The sequence below is a fragment of the Polaribacter sp. NJDZ03 genome (genome assembly GCF_019263805.1).
Taxonomy (GTDB): Bacteria; Bacteroidota; Bacteroidia; order Flavobacteriales; family Flavobacteriaceae; genus Polaribacter.
The window spans coordinates 1,815,127-1,835,655 of record NZ_CP079195.1; the positions used below are offsets into that span (position 1 = coordinate 1,815,127).

20 protein-coding genes and 2 tRNA genes are annotated in these 20,529 nt (G+C 30.6%); 7 read left to right on the plus strand and 15 right to left on the minus strand.

The window, feature by feature from the left end; all coding sequences use genetic code 11:
* Positions 1 to 57: 57 nt before the first annotated feature.
* Positions 58 to 855, plus strand: a complete 798-nt coding sequence (gene murI / locus KV700_RS07800) for a glutamate racemase (protein WP_218599712.1) — start codon at positions 58 to 60, stop codon at positions 853 to 855.
* On the opposite strand, the gene KV700_RS07805 is transcribed toward murI, so the two are convergent.
* From KV700_RS07805 to KV700_RS07850, 11 genes are all read right to left on the minus strand, one after another.
* Complete coding sequence (locus KV700_RS07805; protein ID WP_240914627.1) at positions 852 to 1,859, minus strand: type IX secretion system membrane protein PorP/SprF; 1,008 nt, start codon at positions 1,857 to 1,859, stop codon at positions 852 to 854. The genes murI and KV700_RS07805 overlap by 4 nt on opposite strands.
* A gap of 129 nt (positions 1,860 to 1,988) precedes the next feature.
* Entirely contained in the window at positions 1,989 to 2,687 is a 699-nt protein-coding gene (locus KV700_RS07810) for a sulfite exporter TauE/SafE family protein (protein WP_166386991.1), read from the minus strand.
* A complete protein-coding gene (locus KV700_RS07815; RefSeq protein WP_166386989.1) occupies positions 2,687 to 3,133 on the minus strand; it encodes a FixH family protein in 447 nt (148 codons plus the stop codon). The genes KV700_RS07810 and KV700_RS07815 overlap by 1 nt, the downstream gene beginning before the upstream one ends.
* A gap of 8 nt (positions 3,134 to 3,141) precedes the next feature.
* The gene (ccoG, locus tag KV700_RS07820) at positions 3,142 to 4,563 is read right to left on the minus strand and encodes a cytochrome c oxidase accessory protein CcoG (protein WP_166386987.1); all 1,422 of its coding nucleotides are present in this window, start codon (positions 4,561 to 4,563) and stop codon (positions 3,142 to 3,144) included.
* A 7-nt stretch (positions 4,564 to 4,570) separates the two neighbouring features.
* The gene (locus KV700_RS07825; RefSeq protein WP_218599713.1) at positions 4,571 to 5,518 is read right to left on the minus strand and encodes a cbb3-type cytochrome c oxidase N-terminal domain-containing protein; all 948 of its coding nucleotides are present in this window, start codon (positions 5,516 to 5,518) and stop codon (positions 4,571 to 4,573) included.
* 12 nt (positions 5,519 to 5,530) lie between these two features.
* The gene (locus tag KV700_RS17275) at positions 5,531 to 5,698 is read right to left on the minus strand and encodes a CcoQ/FixQ family Cbb3-type cytochrome c oxidase assembly chaperone (protein WP_166386983.1); all 168 of its coding nucleotides are present in this window, start codon (positions 5,696 to 5,698) and stop codon (positions 5,531 to 5,533) included.
* A 5-nt stretch (positions 5,699 to 5,703) separates the two neighbouring features.
* A complete protein-coding gene (gene ccoN / locus KV700_RS07830; RefSeq protein ID WP_166386981.1) occupies positions 5,704 to 7,899 on the minus strand; it encodes a cytochrome-c oxidase, cbb3-type subunit I in 2,196 nt (731 codons plus the stop codon).
* Between the two features lie 10 nt (positions 7,900 to 7,909).
* A complete protein-coding gene (gene ccoS, locus KV700_RS07835; RefSeq protein WP_068450341.1) occupies positions 7,910 to 8,086 on the minus strand; it encodes a cbb3-type cytochrome oxidase assembly protein CcoS in 177 nt (58 codons plus the stop codon).
* A 92-nt stretch (positions 8,087 to 8,178) separates the two neighbouring features.
* Positions 8,179 to 9,549 carry an oxygen-independent coproporphyrinogen III oxidase gene (gene hemN, locus KV700_RS07840; protein ID WP_166386979.1) on the minus strand — a complete coding sequence of 457 codons (1,371 nt, stop codon included), beginning with the start codon at positions 9,547 to 9,549 and terminating at the stop codon, positions 8,179 to 8,181.
* Between the two features lie 11 nt (positions 9,550 to 9,560).
* Positions 9,561 to 10,259 (minus strand): purine-nucleoside phosphorylase, encoded by a 699-nt coding sequence (gene deoD, locus KV700_RS07845; RefSeq protein WP_218599714.1) that lies wholly within the window; start codon positions 10,257 to 10,259, stop codon positions 9,561 to 9,563.
* A 2-nt stretch (positions 10,260 to 10,261) separates the two neighbouring features.
* Positions 10,262 to 12,637, minus strand: coding sequence for a heavy metal translocating P-type ATPase metal-binding domain-containing protein (locus KV700_RS07850; protein WP_218599715.1), 2,376 nt, complete (start codon positions 12,635 to 12,637; stop codon positions 10,262 to 10,264).
* A 104-nt stretch (positions 12,638 to 12,741) separates the two neighbouring features.
* Here KV700_RS07850 and KV700_RS07855 point away from each other — a divergent pair, with 104 nt between their 5' ends.
* The 6 genes from KV700_RS07855 to KV700_RS07880 all read left to right on the plus strand — a co-directional run bounded on the left by KV700_RS07855 (position 12,742) and on the right by KV700_RS07880 (position 16,378).
* Positions 12,742 to 13,428, plus strand: coding sequence for a Crp/Fnr family transcriptional regulator (locus KV700_RS07855; RefSeq protein ID WP_166386973.1), 687 nt, complete (start codon positions 12,742 to 12,744; stop codon positions 13,426 to 13,428).
* Between the two features lie 181 nt (positions 13,429 to 13,609).
* Positions 13,610 to 13,960 (plus strand): transposase, encoded by a 351-nt coding sequence (locus KV700_RS07860; RefSeq protein ID WP_218597728.1) that lies wholly within the window; start codon positions 13,610 to 13,612, stop codon positions 13,958 to 13,960.
* Between the two features lie 127 nt (positions 13,961 to 14,087).
* Positions 14,088 to 14,477 (plus strand): transposase, encoded by a 390-nt coding sequence (locus KV700_RS07865; protein ID WP_254712992.1) that lies wholly within the window; start codon positions 14,088 to 14,090, stop codon positions 14,475 to 14,477.
* A gap of 12 nt (positions 14,478 to 14,489) precedes the next feature.
* Entirely contained in the window at positions 14,490 to 14,840 is a 351-nt protein-coding gene (locus KV700_RS07870; protein ID WP_218597728.1) for a transposase, read from the plus strand.
* A 127-nt stretch (positions 14,841 to 14,967) separates the two neighbouring features.
* Positions 14,968 to 15,816 carry a transposase gene (locus KV700_RS07875; RefSeq protein WP_218598260.1) on the plus strand — a complete coding sequence of 283 codons (849 nt, stop codon included), beginning with the start codon at positions 14,968 to 14,970 and terminating at the stop codon, positions 15,814 to 15,816.
* A gap of 82 nt (positions 15,817 to 15,898) precedes the next feature.
* On the plus strand, positions 15,899 to 16,378 hold the full coding sequence (locus KV700_RS07880) for a transposase (RefSeq protein ID WP_218599830.1): 480 nt from the start codon (positions 15,899 to 15,901) through the stop codon (positions 16,376 to 16,378).
* A gap of 134 nt (positions 16,379 to 16,512) precedes the next feature.
* Here KV700_RS07880 and KV700_RS07885 read toward each other — a convergent pair.
* From KV700_RS07885 to KV700_RS07900, 4 genes are all read right to left on the minus strand, one after another.
* Positions 16,513 to 16,586, minus strand: a tRNA-Asp gene (locus KV700_RS07885).
* Between the two features lie 153 nt (positions 16,587 to 16,739).
* A tRNA-Asp gene (locus tag KV700_RS07890) sits at positions 16,740 to 16,813 on the minus strand.
* 66 nt (positions 16,814 to 16,879) lie between these two features.
* On the minus strand, positions 16,880 to 17,794 hold the full coding sequence (locus KV700_RS07895; protein ID WP_218599716.1) for a DUF58 domain-containing protein: 915 nt from the start codon (positions 17,792 to 17,794) through the stop codon (positions 16,880 to 16,882).
* Position 17,795: 1 nt separating this feature from the next.
* On the minus strand, positions 17,796 to 20,354 hold the full coding sequence (locus tag KV700_RS07900) for a M1 family aminopeptidase (protein ID WP_218599717.1): 2,559 nt from the start codon (positions 20,352 to 20,354) through the stop codon (positions 17,796 to 17,798).
* Positions 20,355 to 20,529 lie beyond the last annotated feature (175 nt).

Genomic DNA, 20,529 nt, shown 5'->3' on the forward strand with positions numbered 1-20,529 from the left:
TAATAATAGAAATTAAAACCTACTGAAATTCAGTAGGTTTTTTTATTTTTACAGAACATGGTAAAAACTAATAAATTTCCTATTGGCATATTCGACTCTGGTGTAGGTGGTACTTCCATTTGGAAAGAAGTTAACGCACTTTTACCGCAAGAGAATACTATTTATTTATCTGATAGTAAAAATGCTCCTTATGGTGAGAAAACCAAGCAAGAGATCATTGATTTATCAATAAAAAACACTGAGTTTTTATTAAAACAAAATTGTAAGATTATAATTGTAGCTTGTAATACAGCAACTACAAACGCCATAAAAGTTTTAAGAGAAAAATACAACATTCCTTTTATAGGTATAGAACCAGCCATTAAAACTGCTGCTTTACAAACAAAAACATATACCATTGGTATACTTGCTACCAAAGGAACTTTAAATAGTGAATTGTTTGAAAAAACATCACACTCTATCAATCAAAAAATTATACGTAAAGAAATAATAGGAACAGGCTTAGTAGAGCTTATAGAAGATGGTAAACTACACTCTAAGGAAATGACTGCGTTATTGTCTACTTATATTAATCCTTTAATAGAAGAGAACGCAGATTGCTTAGTTTTAGGTTGCACACACTACCCCTACTTAATTCCACAGATACGGGAATTGGTTGGTAATAAAATACAAATTATAGATTCTGGACAAGCTGTAGCTAGACAGACCAAAAGTATTTTAGAAAATCACTTGCTAATTAATAAGAGTAAAGAAAAAGGTACCTATCAATTTTTTATCAATAAAGAAAAAAAGGTATTAGAAATGTTACTTTCTGATAAAAGCATCTGGACAATAGTAACTAAAAAAGATTTTTAGAAACCGATAAATGAATTATTAATATTTGGCATACTACGCCAATTTTTATCTTTAGTCCATAAATTAATTCCTAAAGTTAATTGATGAAAGCCAGATTTTGTTAAGACTACATCACCTATTTGATTTGTATAGGTATATGAAAACATTACGTTTTTATAATTTAAACCAACTATTGGAGATATAAATTGCGAATTATTAACAGCATCAAAACTTCTTCTATAAGACAATGCTAACCACAATTGATAGTTATTAAGTGTTTTATATCCTTTTAAATTAAAATCTGCAATCTTCTGTCCAGTATTTTCTTTTACTTGAAGCATAAAAGAAGGCTCTAATTGAAAGTAATAATTTTCATCATAATAATAACCAGCAGAAAAAACGTAATTCCTTAAATTTAAAGGTTCTAAAATATTTAAATTATTCTTAGCTGTTAATAATAAATTCTTCACGGTAAAATAAGAAGAGAAACCTCCTCTATGGTAAGCAACACTAAAATCTGAATTATAATAACTACTACTTTCTATTGTTTGACTAAAAGTTGCATCTCCTGTAAAACTACTTTGATCTGATTGGTTTTGAACAAATGTAAAAGACAATCCAAAAGATAATTGCTCAAAATAATTACCATTATCATTTAAAGGTAAATGATATGCATACGTACCTTGTATTCCCTTTTGAGAATGATATCCATTTTTATCATTAAACAAAACCACACCAAAGGCTGCATTTGTTTCATCTCCAAATCTAGAATGGAAACTTATAGTTTGCAAAGCAGGAGCATCTGAGATGCCAAACCATTGCTGTCTTGCTGTAAAACGTAATTTACTAGAATTACCAATACCTGCAGCAGATGGATGTACTAAATACACATTATCTGATAAATAATCTTGATAAATTGGTAATGTTTCTTGGGCATAATTTTTAAAAGAAAAAAACATCACACACAATAAACAATATTTTACATAATTTAATTTCATTAAACCTAAAGTATTATAAGTTATCAAATATATTCTTTTTCTTATAGAAAACACTTTTCAAGTTAAATTTTTTACTCAATAAGTTATATATATTTCACTTAACATACTAAATTTATGATTAATACAGTAAAAATTAAAAGGAAAGTATAAAAATAACTAATGACAAGCATCATTAGCATTTATGATATCTAAAACAGGGGCTGGAGAAACATATGGAATACCCAAACCAAGCCCTCTTAAAATAAATAAAACTCCAATAAGTACAACGAAAACTGGTATTACTTTTTGAATTCTTTTTCTAAGAGTACCTTTTGTAAAATTACCTAAATAAACAACAGCCGTCATTAAAGGAATTGTACCCAAACCAAATAAAAACATATATAAGCTTCCTAAAAAAGGATTTGTTGTTGCTATAGCACCAAAAACAGCCATGTATACCAAACCACATGGTAAAAATCCATTTAAAAAACCGATGGTAAAAAAAGTATCATTTCTTTTCTTCTTCAACTCTTTTCCTAAGGCATTCTTTACTTTAAAAATGACTTTATTAATTCCCTTAGAAAAATTTACTTTAGAAAATAACTTAGGAAAAAGCACCATCAAAATCATGCTAATACCAACAATTATAGATAATTGTTGTTGAAATCCGAAGAAATAAAATCCTTTGCCCAAAAACCCAAATAATAAACCGATAAGACTATAACTAAATAATCGACCAAAATGATAACTTAAAATCTGTAGAAAACCTTTGGTCTTGTTTTGTCTATCTATTGGCAACATAAAAGCTATAGGACCACACATACCAACACAGTGGAAACTACCTAATAAGCCAAATAATAGTGCCGATAAAAACATTAATACAGTATTTCTCTTTTAATTAAGTAGTCTTTATCCTTATATTTGAAAGCTAAATTAATGTTCCAACGACCATCTAATAAACGTTTCTCAGGCACGAGCAAATATGTATTAGAGATTGAAATAGGTATTTCAAAATCTAATTGTTTATTAGACGGTCTATATAGGAACACTTTTCCTTTAATTTCATTTGGAGATAACTCTTTAGGAAATTCTATTTTTAAACCTTCTATTGTTCTTTGAATAGTTACTTTATCTTTAAATTCTATACCATTTTGTTCTGCATTAATTTCTCCCTGAAAATGAACTTCTTTTTGGTAATAATTTTCAGTAACTAAATCGTAGCTATAAGATTTATCTGTACTCATAGTAATAACCATGTATAAAATAAAACTCATAAAAGCTATTATTGCAATAGTAATACCTGTTCCCCAATTAATTTTCATAATGTTATTTATTTATAACTTCTAGGTCCTAAAAAGTTGGTTATGGTAGTTTCAATCAATTTATCACCGCTGTAAACACCTATTTCTAACTTGATTTTATCTTTTTTTAATGCTGATGAATTTATTTCTATAAATAAAGTTCCTTCTGCTAAACCTTGCTTCGGAATACTAAAATCTTGATTGGTTACTAATTTTATAGTTCCTTTTTGAGACAGTAATTTATAACTGACATCATTTATATCTTTGGTTGTTTTATTAATCACCTTAAAAGTATACACATTACTAATAATGTTATTTTCTTTATGCTGATACAATTGTCCTGGTAATCTTAAAATGGTTGCTTCCACATCATTTCTTAAAAACAACATTCCTATTAAAACTCCTACTAAAATAAATAAGACAGCAGAATATCCTTTAATTCTTGCGTTTAGTTTAAAAGGTTTCTTTTTCTCTATATTTTCTTCACTTTCGTATCTGATTAAGCCTTTTGGCAACCCAACACTTTCCATCATGTGGTCACATTCATCAATACAAGCGGTACAATTTACACACTCTAATTGTGTACCGTTTCTAATATCTATCCCGGTAGGGCAAACAACAACACATTGTTTACAATCTATACAATCTCCTTTACCAATAGCCTCTCTATCTTCGTTTTTCTTAAACTTAGCTCTTCCTGCCTCACGTTCACCTCGTTTATGATCGTATGCTACGTTAATGGTTTTATTATCTAATAAAACACCTTGCAACCTACCATACGGACAAGCTATAATACAAACCTGTTCCCTAAACCAAGCAAAAATAAAATAGAAAACACATGTAAATATAGTTAACGAAATTAGCGTACTAGTATTATCAAAAGGACTGCCTGTTATGTAACTTATTAACGTATCTCCACCAATTAAATATGCTAGAAACACATTGGCAATAAGAAAAGAAATGACAAAGAAAATAAACCATTTTAAAAGTCTTTTTCTAATTTTTTCTGCGTTCCAGGCTTGTTTATCTAAACGTATTTGTTTTCCTCTATCTCCATCAATCCAATATTCTACTTTTCTAAAAACCATCTCTAAAAAAATAGTTTGCGGACAAATCCATCCACAGAAAATACGACCGAAAATAACTGTAAATAGAATGATAAACACAACACCTACAATCATTGAAATTACCAATAAGTAAAAGTCTTGTGGCCAAAAAGGAAATCCAAAAATATTAAACTTACGTTCTATAACATTAAACAGCAAAAACTGATTACCATTAATCTTTATAAAAGGAGCTGCTAAAAGAAAAGCTAATAAAAAGTAACTTACATAAGACCTGTATTTATAAAATTTACCACTAGGTTTTTTAGGAAAAACCCAAGAACGATTACCCGATTTATCAATTGTACCAATACTATCTCTAAATTGTTCGTTTTTAGGAGTTTCCATAACTTTACTAATTAATTTGTGCTATTACTTCTATTTCTGTAGAAGCTTCTGTTTCTTCTTTGTTCTCTTCTGGTTCTTGCAGAACCTCTACCCCTTCTTCTACCCATTTATCACCTTGAGCTGCTTTAGGATTTGCAGGTGAAGTACCTTGTAAAGAAATTACATAACTAGCCACTTTAGCAATATCATCTGCTTTTAATGTTTTATTCCAAGCAATCATCCCTTTACCATCTCTACCTCCATTAGAAATAGTACTAAAAACATTTTTAATACCACCTCCTAAAATCCAGAATTCATCGGTTAAATTTGGTCCAATAGCACCACCTCCATCTGCGATATGACAAGATGCACAGTTTAATTTAAAAACGGCTTTACCTCTACCTAAATCTTTAGCATCAGTTAATAAAGTAACATTTTCTGCTGTTATAAAATCTGTTGCAGGTGCAGTAGATTTATATTCTTTTAGAGCTGCTTTAGCTTCTGCAACGGCTTTATCATATTCTACAATTTGATTATCGCCATCTAAAACCTCAAATCTAACTAAATATACAATTGCAAAAACTATAGATGCATAAAACATATACACCCACCAAGGTGGTAATGTATTGTCTAACTCTTGAATTCCATCATAGTTATGCTCTAAGATTATTTCTTGCTCATTCTCAATATCTTTAGACTTTGTCCAAGTTTGTAATAGTTTTTTAACCCAAGCATTACTTTCTTCAGGAACAATACCTAATTTTTCATTTTTTAATTCTGTTGCTTTAGCTATGGCAATTACATTTACCATTTCCTTTAAAACAACCACTAAAACGAAACCAATTAGAGCAATCCAAACTAATGGATTCTCATAAATATCAAACGGGTTTTCGTACACCATAAACGACTTTGCAAGCGCTAAAAACGTAGCAATTACAAAGATTATATAGATTGTAGATTGAAAATATTTTTTCATTTTTTCTAGTTTTTAATTATCTAACGGTAAATGACTTACCTTATTTATATATTCTTTTTTTGCTGTAAAGACCCATAAAAATAAGACTACAAAAAAAGTAAAGAATATGATTAATGATATCATAGGATAAATCTCTATGCCGGTAATACTCTCTAGATGTCCTTTTATAAATTTAAACATGTGGCTTATTTTTTAGCGGTTTTCTGTTCATCTTTTACTTTTATATCAGTTCCTAAACGTTGTATGTATGCTATTACCGCTACAATTTCTCTGTTTCTCATTTCAATAAAAGCCTCTCCATTTTCTTCTGCATATTTTTTATCAGCTTCATAATTTTTTGCAAAATCTGGATCTGCATATAAGTTTTGCTCAATCTCAGTTCCCTGATCTAACATGTGCTGTTGTGCATTTGCTATTTCTTCTTCTGAATAAGGAACCCCTAAAGTAACCATCACTTCCATTTTAGATTCAATATTAGATTTATCTAGCTCATCTGTAATTAACCATTTATAAGAAGGCATAATAGAACCTGGAGAAGTACTTTGTGGATCATACATATGGTTTAAGTGCCAGCTATCTGAATATTTACCACCAATTCTATGTAAATCTGGTCCTGTACGTTTAGATCCCCATAAAAATGGATGATCATATACAAATTCACCTGCCTTAGAATATTCACCATAACGTTCTACTTCACTTCTAAAAGGTCTTATCATTTGAGAGTGACAACCAACACAGCCTTCTCTAATATAAATATCTCGTCCTTCTAACTCTAATGGTGTATAAGGTTTTACACTACTAATTGTAGGGATATTAGATTTTACTAATAAGGTAGGAATAATTTGAACAGCTCCTCCAATTAAAATAGCAATCGTTGCATAAATAGTTAATTTAATAGGTTTTCTTTCAATCCAAGTGTGCCATCCCTCTCCTTTAGTTCTGTGTTTAGGCACCACTGTTAAAGCAGCTGCTTCTGCTAACTCATCTTCTACTTTACTACCAGCTCTTACTGTTAAAATAACATTGTAAAGCATTACAAATGCACCAATAATATACATACTACCACCAATAGCACGCATCCAATACATTGGTATAATTTCACTTACTGTTTCTAAAAAGTTACCATAAGTTAAAGATCCATCAGGATTAAACTGTTTCCACATAGAAGCTTGTACAAAACCTGCTACATACAATGGTAACGTGTATAAGATAATCCCTAAAGTACCAATCCAAAAGTGCACGTTTGCTAAAGCAACAGAATATAATTTTGTTTTAAAAATTCTTGGTACCATCCAGTATAACATACCAAAAGTAAAGAAACCATTCCATGCTAATGCACCAACGTGAACGTGGGCAATAATCCAATCACTATAATGTGCAATTGCATTTACATTTTTTAAAGATAACATTGGCCCCTCAAAAGTTGCCATACCATAACCGGTAATTGCAACAACCATAAATTTTAAAACAGGATCTGTTCTTACTTTATCCCAAGCGCCTCTTAATGTTAACAAACCGTTTATCATACCACCCCAAGAAGGTGCTAATAACATTATAGAAAATGCAACTCCTAAATTCTGAGCCCATTCTGGTAATGAAGTATATAATAAATGGTGAGGTCCTGCCCAGATATAAATAAATATTAAAGACCAAAAATGTACAATAGACAATCTATAAGAATACACAGGTCTGTTGGCTGCTTTTGGTACAAAGTAATACATTAACCCTAAAAAAGGTGTGGTTAAGAAAAATGCTACAGCATTATGTCCGTACCACCATTGTACTAAGGCATCTTGAACCCCTGCATACACAGAATATGATTTTAAAAAGGTAACAGGTAAAGCCAAACTATTAAAGATATGTAATACAGCAACCGTTACAAATGTTGCTAAATAAAACCAGATAGCTACATATAAATGACGTTGTCTTCTTTGTAAAATAGTCCAAATCATGTTTACACCAAACACAACCCAAACCACAGCAATAGCAATATCTATTGGCCATTCTAACTCTGCATATTCTTTAGATGATGAGTAGCCTAAAGGTAATGTAATGGCTGCTGCAACTATAATTGCTTGCCAACCCCAGAAGTTAAAATTACTTAAAAAGTTACTAGCCATTCTTGCTTTTAACAAACGTTGAAGCGAATAATAAACACCTGCAAAAATTGCATTCCCTACAAAGGCAAAAATTACGGCATTGGTATGTAATGGTCTTAAACGCCCAAAACTTAGCCATGAAATCCCCTCTGTTAGCCCAGGGAACAAAAACATGTAAGCAAGCAATAAGCCCACTGTAAACCCTACTACACCCCAAAATAGGGTGGCATAGATAAATTTCTTTACGATCTTATTATCGTAATAAAATTGCTGCATTTCCATAATTTAATGTTTAGTCTTTAGTTGATTTTTCTTTTTTATCTTTTACTAATTCATCATCAAATAACATGCGCACAGATGGAGTATAAGAATCGTCAAATTGCCCAGTTTTTACTGAATAAATAAATGCGATAAAAAATAAGATTGCTACTAGTATACTAATAGTTAGTAGTAGGTATATTACGCTCATATCTTGCCTGATAATTGATTTGTCAAAAATAGTATTGGTCCGTTTCTTAAAACATGACAAATATCATGTTTAGTAAATATCTTAATTTTTTGTTAAATAGTCATAGAAAATAACTGTGTTTTTGGCTTATTTTTTAAAAGATGCAAATCAAATGCCATACAAATGTTTCGTACATAAGGTCTTGCCTCTTCTGGTATTGATAAAGATTTTGATTTTACATCAATTTTAACCAATCCGTCTTGCTCCATTTCGCTTAACAATGCTAAATGTTCTTCAATATTATTGATGTTCATTGTTTTGTCTTCCCACGAAGTGGAAAAATGACACATAATATTTAAGATATGTTTTCTAATAACTCTATCTTCTTCAGATAAAAGGTGTCCTCTAAAAATTGGAATTTCTCCTTCGTTTACAATTTTCTGATATTCTTTTACTGTCTTTACATTTTGCGCAAATGCATACCAAGAATCGGAAATTGCAGACATTCCTAAACCAATCATTAGCTTTGTTTTATTGGCAGTATAGCCCATAAAATTCCTGTGCAATGTTTTGTTGATGGTGGCTTTATACAAACTATCGGTCTTTAGTGCAAAATGATCCATACCAATTTCTACATACCCTAACTCTGCAAAAAGTTCTTTCCCAATTTCATATAAGGCTCTTTTTTCATCATCTTTGGGTAAATCATCTTCATTAAAACCTCTTTGCCCAACACCTTTTACCCAAGGTACGTGTGCGTAACTATAAAATGAAATTCTGTCTGGTTGTAATTCTTTTGTTTTGTTAATGCTATAAATAACGTTTTCTTTGGTTTGGTGTGGTAATCCAAAAATTAAATCGTGACTGACAGAAGTATACCCAATTTCTCGAGACCATCTAGTCACCTGCTCTACAGCTTCAAAAGGCTGGACTCTATGAATTGCTTTTTGTACTTTTTCATTATAATCCTGCACACCAAAACTTACTCTTGTATAGCCTTCATCAAACAGCGTTTGTAATTGTTCTTTGGTAGTATTATTAGGATGTCCTTCAAAACTAAACTCTGCTTCTGGATGTTTTTTTGCAATTTCGAAAATGCCATCCATTAAATATTTTAGGTTTTCTTTTGAGAAAAAAGTTGGAGTTCCACCTCCTAAATGCAATTCTTTTACAACCGGAACTTCATCTACCAAAGCCACATATAATTTCCATTCTTTTAAAACGGTATCTATATATTCATCTTCTACTTCATGACGTTTTGTAATGTGTTTATGACACGCACAAAACGTACACAAACTTTCACAAAAAGGTAAATGAATGTAAATACTTATTCCTTCGGATGCATTACTTTCTTTAAAAGAGGTTTGAAAAGACTGTATCCAATCTTGTTTATCTATTCCTGCTTTGTTCCAATAAGGCACAGTTGGATAACTGGTATATCTTGGTCCTGGAATGTTATATTTTTGTACTAGTGATTTTTTCATTTTAAATATTTTTAAGTAAGCTCTAAAGCAATTTCTATCATTTCCTTAAAGGTTTGTTCTCTCTCCTCTGCGGTAGTTCTTTCTTTGGTAACCAAACTATCAGAAATAGTTAAAATAGACAATGCGTTTACATTGTGTTTTGCTGCTACCGTGTATAAACCAGCAGTTTCCATTTCTACACATAAAACACCATAATCTGCCCATTTTTTATAACTATCAAATTCATCTGCATAAAATTCATCTGAACTTAAAACCCCTCCAGCATTTACAGTTATATTTTTTTCTTTTGCAACTTCTACTGCTTTCTGAAATAATTTAAAGCTCGCAGTTGGTGCATAATCTGCTCCGTTAAAACGAATGGTATTTAAACACGAATTGGTAGAAGCTGACATTGCCAAAACAATATCTCTTATTTTTACATCTTTCTGATAAGAGCCTGCAGAACCAACTCTAATTAGGTTTTTTACACCATATTCTGTAATTAATTCTGTAGCATAAATTAGGGTAGATGGTATGCCCATTCCCGTTCCTTGCACAGATACCTTTTTACCATTATAAGTACCTGTAAAACCTAACATACCTCTCACATCATTGTATTGCTTAACATCTTTCAAAAAAGTATCTGCAATCCATTTGGCTCTCATAGGATCTCCAGGCAACAAAACTGTTGCTGCTATTTCTCCTTTTTTTGCTTCGATATGAACACTCATAATTATTTTATTTTGTTTCCGATTAAATTGGTAGAGATTGTTGTAAAAACCACAATACTGATAGAACTTAAAGGCATTAAAATCGCTGCCATTACTGGTATTAATTGTCCCGTTACAGCAAAATACAATCCTATTACATTGTAACATAGAGACAGTATAAAACTGTATTTGATAACTTTAATAGCTTTTTTTGAAGCCAATATATAAACTCCTATTTTATTAAATTTTGATGCATCTAAAATTCCGTCACAAGCTGGAGAAAACACATTAATATTTTCTGACAACGCAATACCAACATCACTTTTTGCCAAAGCACCTGCATCATTTAAACCATCTCCAATCATCATTACTTTTTGATGTTTTTGCTGAAGATCTGCAACGACTTCTAATTTATCTTCTGGTTTTTGGTTAAATAATAAATGGGTGCCTTCTGGTAGATTATCTTCTAAATAAACTCTTTCACCTTCATTATCTCCAGAAACAACTGATAATTGATATGCTACTTTTAAAGAAGTAAATAAGTCTTTTACACCTTCTCTATAAGAATTTTTAAAGACAAACTTCCCTTTATAAACCTCATTAAAACTAACATATACAGCAGTATCTAAAGCAGAGATATCTGTATTATCATTAACAAAAGAAGAAGAACCTAACTTTAATTTTACATCTTTACAACTTACTTCAATACCTTTTCCTACAATTTCTTTAAAATTAGAAATAGCAAGTACCTCTACCTCTCCTAAACTATCATACAAAGTTCTACTTAACGGATGATTAGAAGCTCTTAAAGAACTTTTTAAAACACTTTTCTCTTGATTATTTAACTCAATTCCATCATAAGAAATCGTATTTTCTTTATGTGTGGTTAATGTACCTGTTTTATCAAAAATAATAGAATCTATGGCTGCCAACTGCTCTACAACAGTTGCATTTTTTAAATAAAATTTTTCCTTCCCAAAAATGCGTAACATATTACCTAAGGCAAATGGAGCTGCTAAAGCAATTGCACAAGGACACGCTATAATTAAAACCGCAGTAAATACGTTTAAAGCTTTACTAGCATCAAAAAATAACCAAAATGTGGTTGATAACAAAGCAACCGATAATACTATGATGGTAAAATTCTTACTAATTTTATCTGTAATTGTCTTAAAATGAGATTGATTATCTTTGTTAAACACATCATTGCTCCATAATTGCGTTAAGTAACTTTGAGAAACAGAGGCTAAAACTTCCATTTCTATGATTCCTGAAAGTTGTTTACCACCAGCAAATAATTTATCGCCAGATTTTTTAGAAACTGGTTCCGCTTCTCCGGTAACAAAACTATAATCTATATCTGCAGTTCCGTTGATAAGAATACCATCTGTAGGAATTAATTCTTGGTTTCTAATAAGTAATCTGTCTCCTTTTACAATATCATAAATAGCAACATTTTCTTCTTTTCCGTCCTTAGAAACACGGGTAACTGCAATAGGAAAATAGGATTTATAATCTCGCTCAAAAGACAAAAAATTGTACGTTTTCTGCTGAAAAAACTTCCCTAATAAAAGGAAGAATACCAAGCCTGTTAAACTGTCAAAGAAACCTGTACCGAGGTCTAAAATAATTTCTACAGTACTTCTAATAAATAGTACAAGAATACCCAATGCAATAGGAACATCAATATTTAATATTTTAGAACGTAAGCCCTTAAAAGCAGATATAAAATATCCTTGACCGGCATAAAAAACAACTGGTAATGAAAAAGCAAACATTAACCATCTAAAGATATGTTTGTACTTTTCTATCCAAAAACCATCTACTTCAAAATATTCTGGAAAGGAAAGAAACATCACATTTCCAAAAGCAAAACCTGCAATTCCTAATTTATAAATAAGACTTCTATCTACTGCTTTTTTTCCACCTTCATAATCATCTAAACTAATGTAGGGTTCATAACCAATAGAACTTAATAAAAGTACAATTTCTTTTAAAGATGTTTTATCTGAATTAAATGTAACTCTTACTTTTTTCTTTGGAAAATCTACTTGAGATGTAGAAATTTTAGGATTTAATTTATTTAAATTTTCCAACACCCAAATACAAGAACTACAGTGAATATGCGGAATATAAAGCGTCGCTATTTGTGTATTACCATCATTAAAGTCTAATAACTTTTCAGCGATTTCTATATTCTCTAAAAAGTCGTATTTCCCTTTAATTTCGGTAGGAATTGCCCCTGGATTGTCTTGAAAATTGTAATAACAAGTTAAATCATTTTCAGAAAAAATTTCATAAACAGTTTTACAACCATTGCAACAGAAACTCTTTTCATCGAACTTAATTAAATTATCATCACAAGAATCACCACAGTGATAACATTGTGTAGATTTCATATTTACTCTTTTGCCTTTTGCAAATTTACAATAAGAATCATGCTTTAGAACATGATATATATCACATTTTTAATATCTTTGACTCTCAAATACCATTAGTCATTATGAGTAAATGCGAGCAATGTATTATTCGTCAATTTAATTCCTTACAACACTTAACTAAAGAAGAACTGGTTAAGATATCTAACTGCAAAACATCTAAAGTTATAAAAAAGGGAGAGGCTATTTTTGAAGAAGGAGAGCGATTAAAAGGTGTTTTCTGCATTAAAGATGGTGTTTGTAAGGTTTCTAAAATGAGTGAAAATGGTAGAAATCAAATTATTAGTTTGGTAACCAAAGGTGATTTATTAGGAGAAAGAAGTTTAATCTCTGACGAAGTATCTAACCTTAAAGCAGTTGCTTTAAACGACATGGAAGTCTGTTTTATTCCTAAAGAAGAAATTTTAAAGGATTTATCTAAAAACCCAAACTTTACAATGAATGTGCTTAAAGACATGGCTCAAACCTTAAAGCAAGCTGATAATGTTATTGTAGATATGGCTCAAAAAACAGTAAAGCAACGTTTGGCTGAAACACTTTTAAATCTACATAAAAAGTTTGGTACAAATGCAGACGGATCTATAAATATTCACCTTTCTAGAGAAGATATTGCCAACATTATAGGAACAGCAACAGAGTCTGCTATTCGCTTATTATCTGAATTAAAAAAGAAGAAAATTATTGAGTTTAAAGGAAAGGATATTTCAATATTAAATAGTATTGAATTAGACAAAATTGCTCAAGGATTCTAAAACAAAAATACTTTATTATCATATTTTAAAAAGGTGCATTCAACAATGCGCCTTTTTTCGTTTTTACAGCAAGCTGATGGAATGAAAATAAATAATTGAGCCATAGATTAACATGGATCAACACAAAAAGTTGTGGAGTAAAATAAAAAGGAAGAACTTTGACTTTTAAATTACTTCTATTTTGGATACTTCAATTGAGCTTATTAAATTATTACTACCAGAAATACTTGTTAACTATTTTAAACTTACCAAACACGAAGTTAAAAATGAAGAACTCCATTTCTATTTCACTGAGTTAAACACAATTCCTGAAGAATTTAAAACACTTAAATTAAGCTCTAAAGGATTTTTTCCAGAAGCCACTATTCAAGATTTTCCTATTCGAGGTAAAAACGTTTTTCTACATGTTATTAGAAGGCGTTGGATTGATGATAATTCTAAAAAATTAGTGATAAGAGATTGGCAGTTAGTAGCAAAAGGCACTAGAATTACTAGTGAATTTGCTGCTTTTTTAAAACAAATCAGTCTGTAATAATGCTACAAGTACATCTGTTGTAGCAACCTTTTACGGAGTAAGCCCTAGAAACTTACAGAGACAATACAAAGATTATTTAAGTGATTTTAAGCAATGGAACCAAAAACCACATGCTGAACAATGGTTGCTTTTTCCTGAAAATACTGGAAGCTATCTTTCCATAGATGAAACAGCATTTTCTAATGGAGATTTATATACTATCGTGACTAATAAAAATGCGAATGGAAAAAAAGGTGCTTTACTGGCCATGATTAAAGGCACTAAAGCAGAAGATGTTATTAGAATCCTTAATAAAATCTCTTTAAAACAACGAAAAAAAGTAAAAGAAGTAACCTTAGACATGGCAGCAAACATGGGGTTAATCGTTAAAAAATCATTTCCAAAAGCAGTACTAGTTATAGATCGATTTCATGTGCAAAAATTAGCTTTAGATGCTTTGCAAGAAATTAGAATTAAACAGGATCAACACAAAAAGTTGTGGAGTAAAATAAAAAGGAAGAACTTTGACTTTTAAATTACTTCTATTTTGGATACTTCAATTGAGCTTATTAAATTATTACTACCAGAAATACTTGTTAACTATTTTAAACTTACCAAACACGAAGTTAAAAATGAAGAACTCCATTTCTATTTCACTGAGTTAAACACAATTCCTGAAGAATTTAAAACACTTAAATTAAGCTCTAAAGGATTTTTTCCAGAAGCCACTATTCAAGATTTTCCTATTCGAGGTAAAAACGTTTTTCTACATGTTATTAGAAGGCGTTGGATTGATGATAATTCTAAAAAATTAGTGATAAGAGATTGGCAGTTAGTAGCAAAAGGCACTAGAATTACTAGTGAATTTGCTGCTTTTTTAAAACAAATCAGTCTGTAATAATGCTACAAGTACATCTGTTGTAGCAACCTTTTACGGAGTAAGCCCTAGAAACTTACAGAGACAATACAAAGATTATTTAAGTGATTTTAAGCAATGGAACCAAAAACCACATGCTGAACAATGGTTGCTTTTTCCTGAAAATACTGGAAGCTATCTTTCCATAGATGAAACAGCATTTTCTAATGGAGATTTATATACTATCGTGACTAATAAAAATGCGAATGGAAAAAAAGGTGCTTTACTGGCCATGATTAAAGGCACTAAAGCAGAAGATGTTATTAGAATCCTTAATAAAATCTCTTTAAAACAACGAAAAAAAGTAAAAGAAGTAACCTTAGACATGGCAGCAAACATGGGGTTAATCGTTAAAAAATCATTTCCAAAAGCAGTACTAGTTATAGATCGATTTCATGTGCAAAAATTAGCTTTAGATGCTTTGCAAGAAATTAGAATTAAACATCGTTGGGAAGCAATAGATAAAGATAACGACGCCATAGAAAATGCTAGAAACAACTCCTTAAAATATGTTCCTAAACTACTACCAAATGGAGATACTCTAAAACAATTATTAGCTAGAAGTAGATACCTATTGTATAAATCTAGTAACAAATGGACTAACTCCCAACAAGAAAGAGCTGAAATACTTTTTAAAACTTATCCAGATATAGAAAAGGCATACAATTTATGTCAAAACTTATCCTGGATTTACAATCAAACAAAAGATAAAACCGTTGCCTTAACTAGACTTGCTAAATGGGATGAAAATGTAAGACAAGCGAAGTTTAAAAGCTTTAATACCATTGCTAGAACAATGTCTATACATTATCAGAATATACTCAACTATTTTGACAATAGAAGTACAAATGCTTCTGCAGAATCGTTTAATGCTAAAATAAAAGCATTTAGAGCACAATTTAGAGGTGTTAGAAACATCAAATTTTTCCTTTTTAGACTCTCAAATATTTATGCCTAATTTCTAAATCCCACAACTTTTGGACTTGATCCCTTGATCCATTAAACATCGTTGGGAAGCAATAGATAAAGATAACGACGCCATAGAAAATGCTAGAAACAACTCCTTAAAATATGTTCCTAAACTACTACCAAATGGAGATACTCTAAAACAATTATTAGCTAGAAGTAGATACCTATTGTATAAATCTAGTAACAAATGGACTAACTCCCAACAAGAAAGAGCTGAAATACTTTTTAAAACTTATCCAGATATAGAAAAGGCATACAATTTATGTCAAAACTTATCCTGGATTTACAATCAAACAAAAGATAAAACCGTTGCCTTAACTAGACTTGCTAAATGGGATGAAAATGTAAGACAAGCGAAGTTTAAAAGCTTTAATACCATTGCTAGAACAATGTCTATACATTATCAGAATATACTCAACTATTTTGACAATAGAAGTACAAATGCTTCTGCAGAATCGTTTAATGCTAAAATAAAAGCATTTAGAGCACAATTTAGAGGTGTTAGAAACATCAAATTTTTCCTTTTTAGACTCTCAAATATTTATGCCTAATTTCTAAATCCCACAACTTTTGGACTTGATCCATTAACATTACCTCAATAGCTTTTAAAAACACCGCAAACAACTATAGCGATACAGAAACTTATAAACACAAAAAAAGCACCTCATAAATGAAGTGCTTTTCGCGGTCTGGACGGGACTCGAACCCGCGACCCCCTGCGTGACAGGCAGGTATTCTAACCAACTGAACTACCAGACCGTTGCTTTAAGCGGTTGCAAATATACAATGTATTTTTACATACGCAACAAAAAAATGAAATAATTTTAAAATAATTTCATTTTATATAATTTTAATGCTTTTCAACTAAAATTTAGACACAAAAAAAGCACTTCATAAATGAAGTGCTTTTTGCGGTCTGGACGGGACTCGAACCCGCGACCCCCTGCGTGACAGGCAGGTATTCTAACCAACTGAACTACCAGACCGTTGCTTTAAGCGGTTGCAAATATACAATGTATTTCTAGATACACAAGCATAAAATTAAAAAAAGTTTATATTTTTTTTCTACTAATTAAATATGCCGTTAAAACTGCATTGTATCCTTTACATATATCTACAGGGATATAATCAATTTTATATTGTAAACATTTATTTTTCAATTCTTTAAAATAATCGCCAACTAATGCAGTGTACTTTTCTCTAATATTTTCTGCGTATATATTAATTTCTTCTCCAGTTTCAACATCTACAAACTTTTTAGGATTATTGTCAAAATTGAAGTTAAATTCCGTTTCTCCATCATACGTATGAAACAAAACAACCTCATGTTTATTAAATTTAAGATGTTTTAAAGCTTCAAAAAGTGTTTCATTATCTTTATTTGGCTGAAACATGTCTGTAAAAACAAAAATTAATGAACGCCTGTGTATTTTCTCTGCAATTTCGTGCAAGTATTTATAGGTCTCTGTAGAAGATTTAGATTCTGAAACCAATAATTGCTCTAATTGATGCAACAACATCTTTCTGTGCCGATCGCTCCCCTTTTCTGGAGCATAATATTCATAACTATCGCCATAAATACTTAAACCAACTGCATCTCTTTGTCTTTTTAGTATTTCCATTAATGACGCCGAGGCAACTGCAGAAAATCCAACTTTGTTTAAATTGTCTACCGTTTGCTTTTTTACAATAGGATAATGCATAGAAGCAGAATTATCTATGATAATATGGCACCTTAAATTGGTTTCTTCTTCATATTTTTTAGTGTACAACTTCTCTGTCTTTGCAAAAAGCTTCCAATCTATATGACGCGTACTTTCTCCTTTATTGTATAATTTATGCTCAGAAAACTCTACAGAAAACCCGTGAAATGGACTTTTATGAATTCCGGTAATAAAACCCTCTACCACTTGTTTTGCAAGTAAGTCTAAGTTTTTTATTTCTGATTTTACTTCAGATAAATCCATCTTATTTTTTAATGTTTTGAGCTCGCGTTAAATTATCTGTCGTCTGTAATAATTTCTTTAATAAGATAGCATTATAATCTGGATGTTCCTCTAAAAATTGATCTAACACAACTTTTGCTTCTTTAGAAGAATATTGACCAATGGAACTTGCCAACCAACCTTTAGGAAAAAAGATATCTCCTGTTAATTGCACTTCTTCTAATGTTTCTAAAACCGATTTTAAATGTTTTGCTGAAGATTTTTGTCTTAACGGGTGGTGTATATTAATCAGAGCAGTTTCTACCCAAGGTTCTTTTTCCCTATTCTCTTTTTGTAAAAGCAACTTCATAAAGTGATCTCTTACATTTTCATCATCAGAAAGAGATGGCATCAACCAATTAAAACGCTCTAACCTATCTTCATTGGTTATTTTAACTAGTTGTTGCTTTAAAATATCTAATGATTTAGAATGCTTAAAAATTACCAACTTCATCACCAAAGAAGTAAAATCATCTTCATTTAAAAGAAGATTCTTAATACGCTTATTTTCTTTCCAAATTTGGTATAAATGATCTTTACCGACTTCAGAAATTGCAATTGATTGATACAATTTAAACAAAGTCTTCTTAATATTTTTAGGCAACTCTTTTTCTAATAGTTTATAAATCTGATTCTCTGTTGTCTTCTGAATATTATTTTGCTGTCCTTCAGTTAAGAAAGTCCAAAAAATTGTCTGTATTCTTCCGGACAAATAACTTGTTATCAATTCATTTTCTTCCACTTGAATCGCATTCAAATAAATTTGATAGGTTTCTAACGGGCTAACTTCTCCTATTAGCATGTTTTCATATAAATTAATGTATTGAGAACCTCTAGAAACCTCATCTGTTATATTTTGATATCTGTCTATTTCCTTATTATAAATAGGAAAAACTCCATAACCAAATCCGTTTATATTGTACAAAACTTGTCCGGGTTTAAAATCTTTTGTTGCTGATGTAATATCAAAAGATTTGCCCATATTCTTAAGGTTGATAATTTTCTCATACCCTCTTTTATCAATCAATTTAATTTTAAAAGATTGTGTCCAAATTTTATTAGAACCATCTTCTGCTTTTTGATGGATTACAAACTTCGTTACGTTTCCTTTATCATTCAATTCTATTTCTTCATAAAAAACAGGCCTTCCAGATGAATTTACCCAAACATCAGACCAATTTTTAATATTTCCTGGTGATTTATTATCTAAAATAGCAACCAACTCGTTCCAGTCTGCATTAGAGTTCTCATACTTTTTTATGTATTCTTGAATTCCTTCATTAAAAGTCTCTTCACCTAATAATGCTTCTAACTGACGCATCATAATTGGCGCTTTGTTGTAAATAATTCTTCCGTATAAAGAGCCTGCATCTTTTAAGTTGCCTAAATACTGTCTAATTGCATTTGTTCCCTTTGTTCTGTCTTCAGAATAAGCACTTGGGTAATGAGACATCATAAAATTAAGATTATGATTTACTTCTGGAAAAACAGGATTCATAATTTTATCTGCCATAAAATTAGCAAACACCTCTTTCATCCAAACATCATTAAACCATTTCATGGTAACCAAATCTCCAAACCACATATGCGATGTTTCATGGGCAATTAATTTTGCCCTTCTTAATTTAGCATTTAACGTAGCATTCTTATCTAAAAATAAAGCCGATTGTCTGTATTGTATAGCACCAATATGTTCCATTCCTCCATACTGAAAAGGCGGAATGGCAGCAAAATCCATTTTTTGAAACGGGAATTTAACTTGTGTATATTCTTCTAAAAAGTCAATCGATTTCTGATGAATGCTAAACACCTCATCTACACTTTCACTTATCTTTTCTTTATTATTTTCTCGGTACAAAAAACGCATATCAAACGCTCCTGGGTTTTGAGTTTCTTCTGTAAATTTACCTGCTACAAAAGAGAATAAATACGTACTCATTAAATCTGAAGTTGCAAAAGTATGCTCTATAAAACCATCTATTTCTAAACTACTTTCTTCAAAACCACCTGACAAGACTTTCCAATCTTTTGGCGCTGTAATCCTTAAATTGTAGTTGGCTTTTATATCTGGCTGATCAAAACAAGGAAACAACGTACTTGCTCTATCCGGAACTAATAAGGTATATAAAAACTCTTCATTTCTGTTGAGTGATTTTTCTCCTGCTTCAAATAATATTTCTATTGAGTTTTCACCTAAACTCAATCGTTTCTTATCAATAATAACGTGTTCTTTCTGATGATTTATTATGGATGTTTCTCCATTTACTTTTATTGACTTCAACTTAGAAGCATCTTCGTTAAAATCAAGAAAAACATTATTTTTTAAATCATTGATAGTAAAATTAACTATTAATTTAGATGCTATCTTCTTTTCTTTTTCCTTCGGAATTTTAAAATGTATATCATAAACAACATCTGTAATTTGTTGTTTTCTGTATTGTGCTAATTCAAAAGAAATTCCTTTTTCTAATTTTAATTGATTCTCTTGTTTATCACAAGAAATAAAAATGATTATACATAAAACGTAAATATAAAATCTCATTCAAATTCTTTTTTTAAATTATAATCGTAAACCAATTTCGATAAAAACCAGAGAAACAATTTCAATAATATCTTAAAATAGTATAATAAGATCCCGCTAAAAAGCGGGATTAGTTCAACTTACAATTTTGACTTCATAGCTTCGCTATGTATCAAAATTGAGTTTCACTAAAATA

Coding starts and splice junctions, on each gene's coding strand:
- KV700_RS07900 (WP_218599717.1), bottom strand. CDS start 20,354: ATGAGATTTTATATTTACGTTTTATGTATAATCATTTTTATTTCTTGT.
- ccoS (WP_068450341.1), bottom strand. CDS start 8,086: ATGAGCGTAATATACCTACTACTAACTATTAGTATACTAGTAGCAATC.
- KV700_RS07850 (WP_218599715.1), bottom strand. CDS start 12,637: ATGAAATCTACACAATGTTATCACTGTGGTGATTCTTGTGATGATAAT.
- ccoN (WP_166386981.1), bottom strand. CDS start 7,899: ATGGAAATGCAGCAATTTTATTACGATAATAAGATCGTAAAGAAATTT.
- hemN (WP_166386979.1), bottom strand. CDS start 9,549: ATGAAAAAATCACTAGTACAAAAATATAACATTCCAGGACCAAGATAT.
- KV700_RS07825 (WP_218599713.1), bottom strand. CDS start 5,518: ATGAAAAAATATTTTCAATCTACAATCTATATAATCTTTGTAATTGCT.
- deoD (WP_218599714.1), bottom strand. CDS start 10,259: ATGAGTGTTCATATCGAAGCAAAAAAAGGAGAAATAGCAGCAACAGTT.
- KV700_RS17275 (WP_166386983.1), bottom strand. CDS start 5,698: ATGTTTAAATTTATAAAAGGACATCTAGAGAGTATTACCGGCATAGAG.
- ccoG (WP_166386987.1), bottom strand. CDS start 4,563: ATGGAAACTCCTAAAAACGAACAATTTAGAGATAGTATTGGTACAATT.
- KV700_RS07815 (WP_166386989.1), bottom strand. CDS start 3,133: ATGAAAATTAATTGGGGAACAGGTATTACTATTGCAATAATAGCTTTT.
- KV700_RS07895 (WP_218599716.1), bottom strand. CDS start 17,794: ATGGATTTATCTGAAGTAAAATCAGAAATAAAAAACTTAGACTTACTT.
- KV700_RS07810 (WP_166386991.1), bottom strand. CDS start 2,687: ATGTTTTTATCGGCACTATTATTTGGCTTATTAGGTAGTTTCCACTGT.
- murI (WP_218599712.1), top strand. CDS start 58: ATGGTAAAAACTAATAAATTTCCTATTGGCATATTCGACTCTGGTGTA.
- KV700_RS07855 (WP_166386973.1), top strand. CDS start 12,742: ATGAGTAAATGCGAGCAATGTATTATTCGTCAATTTAATTCCTTACAA.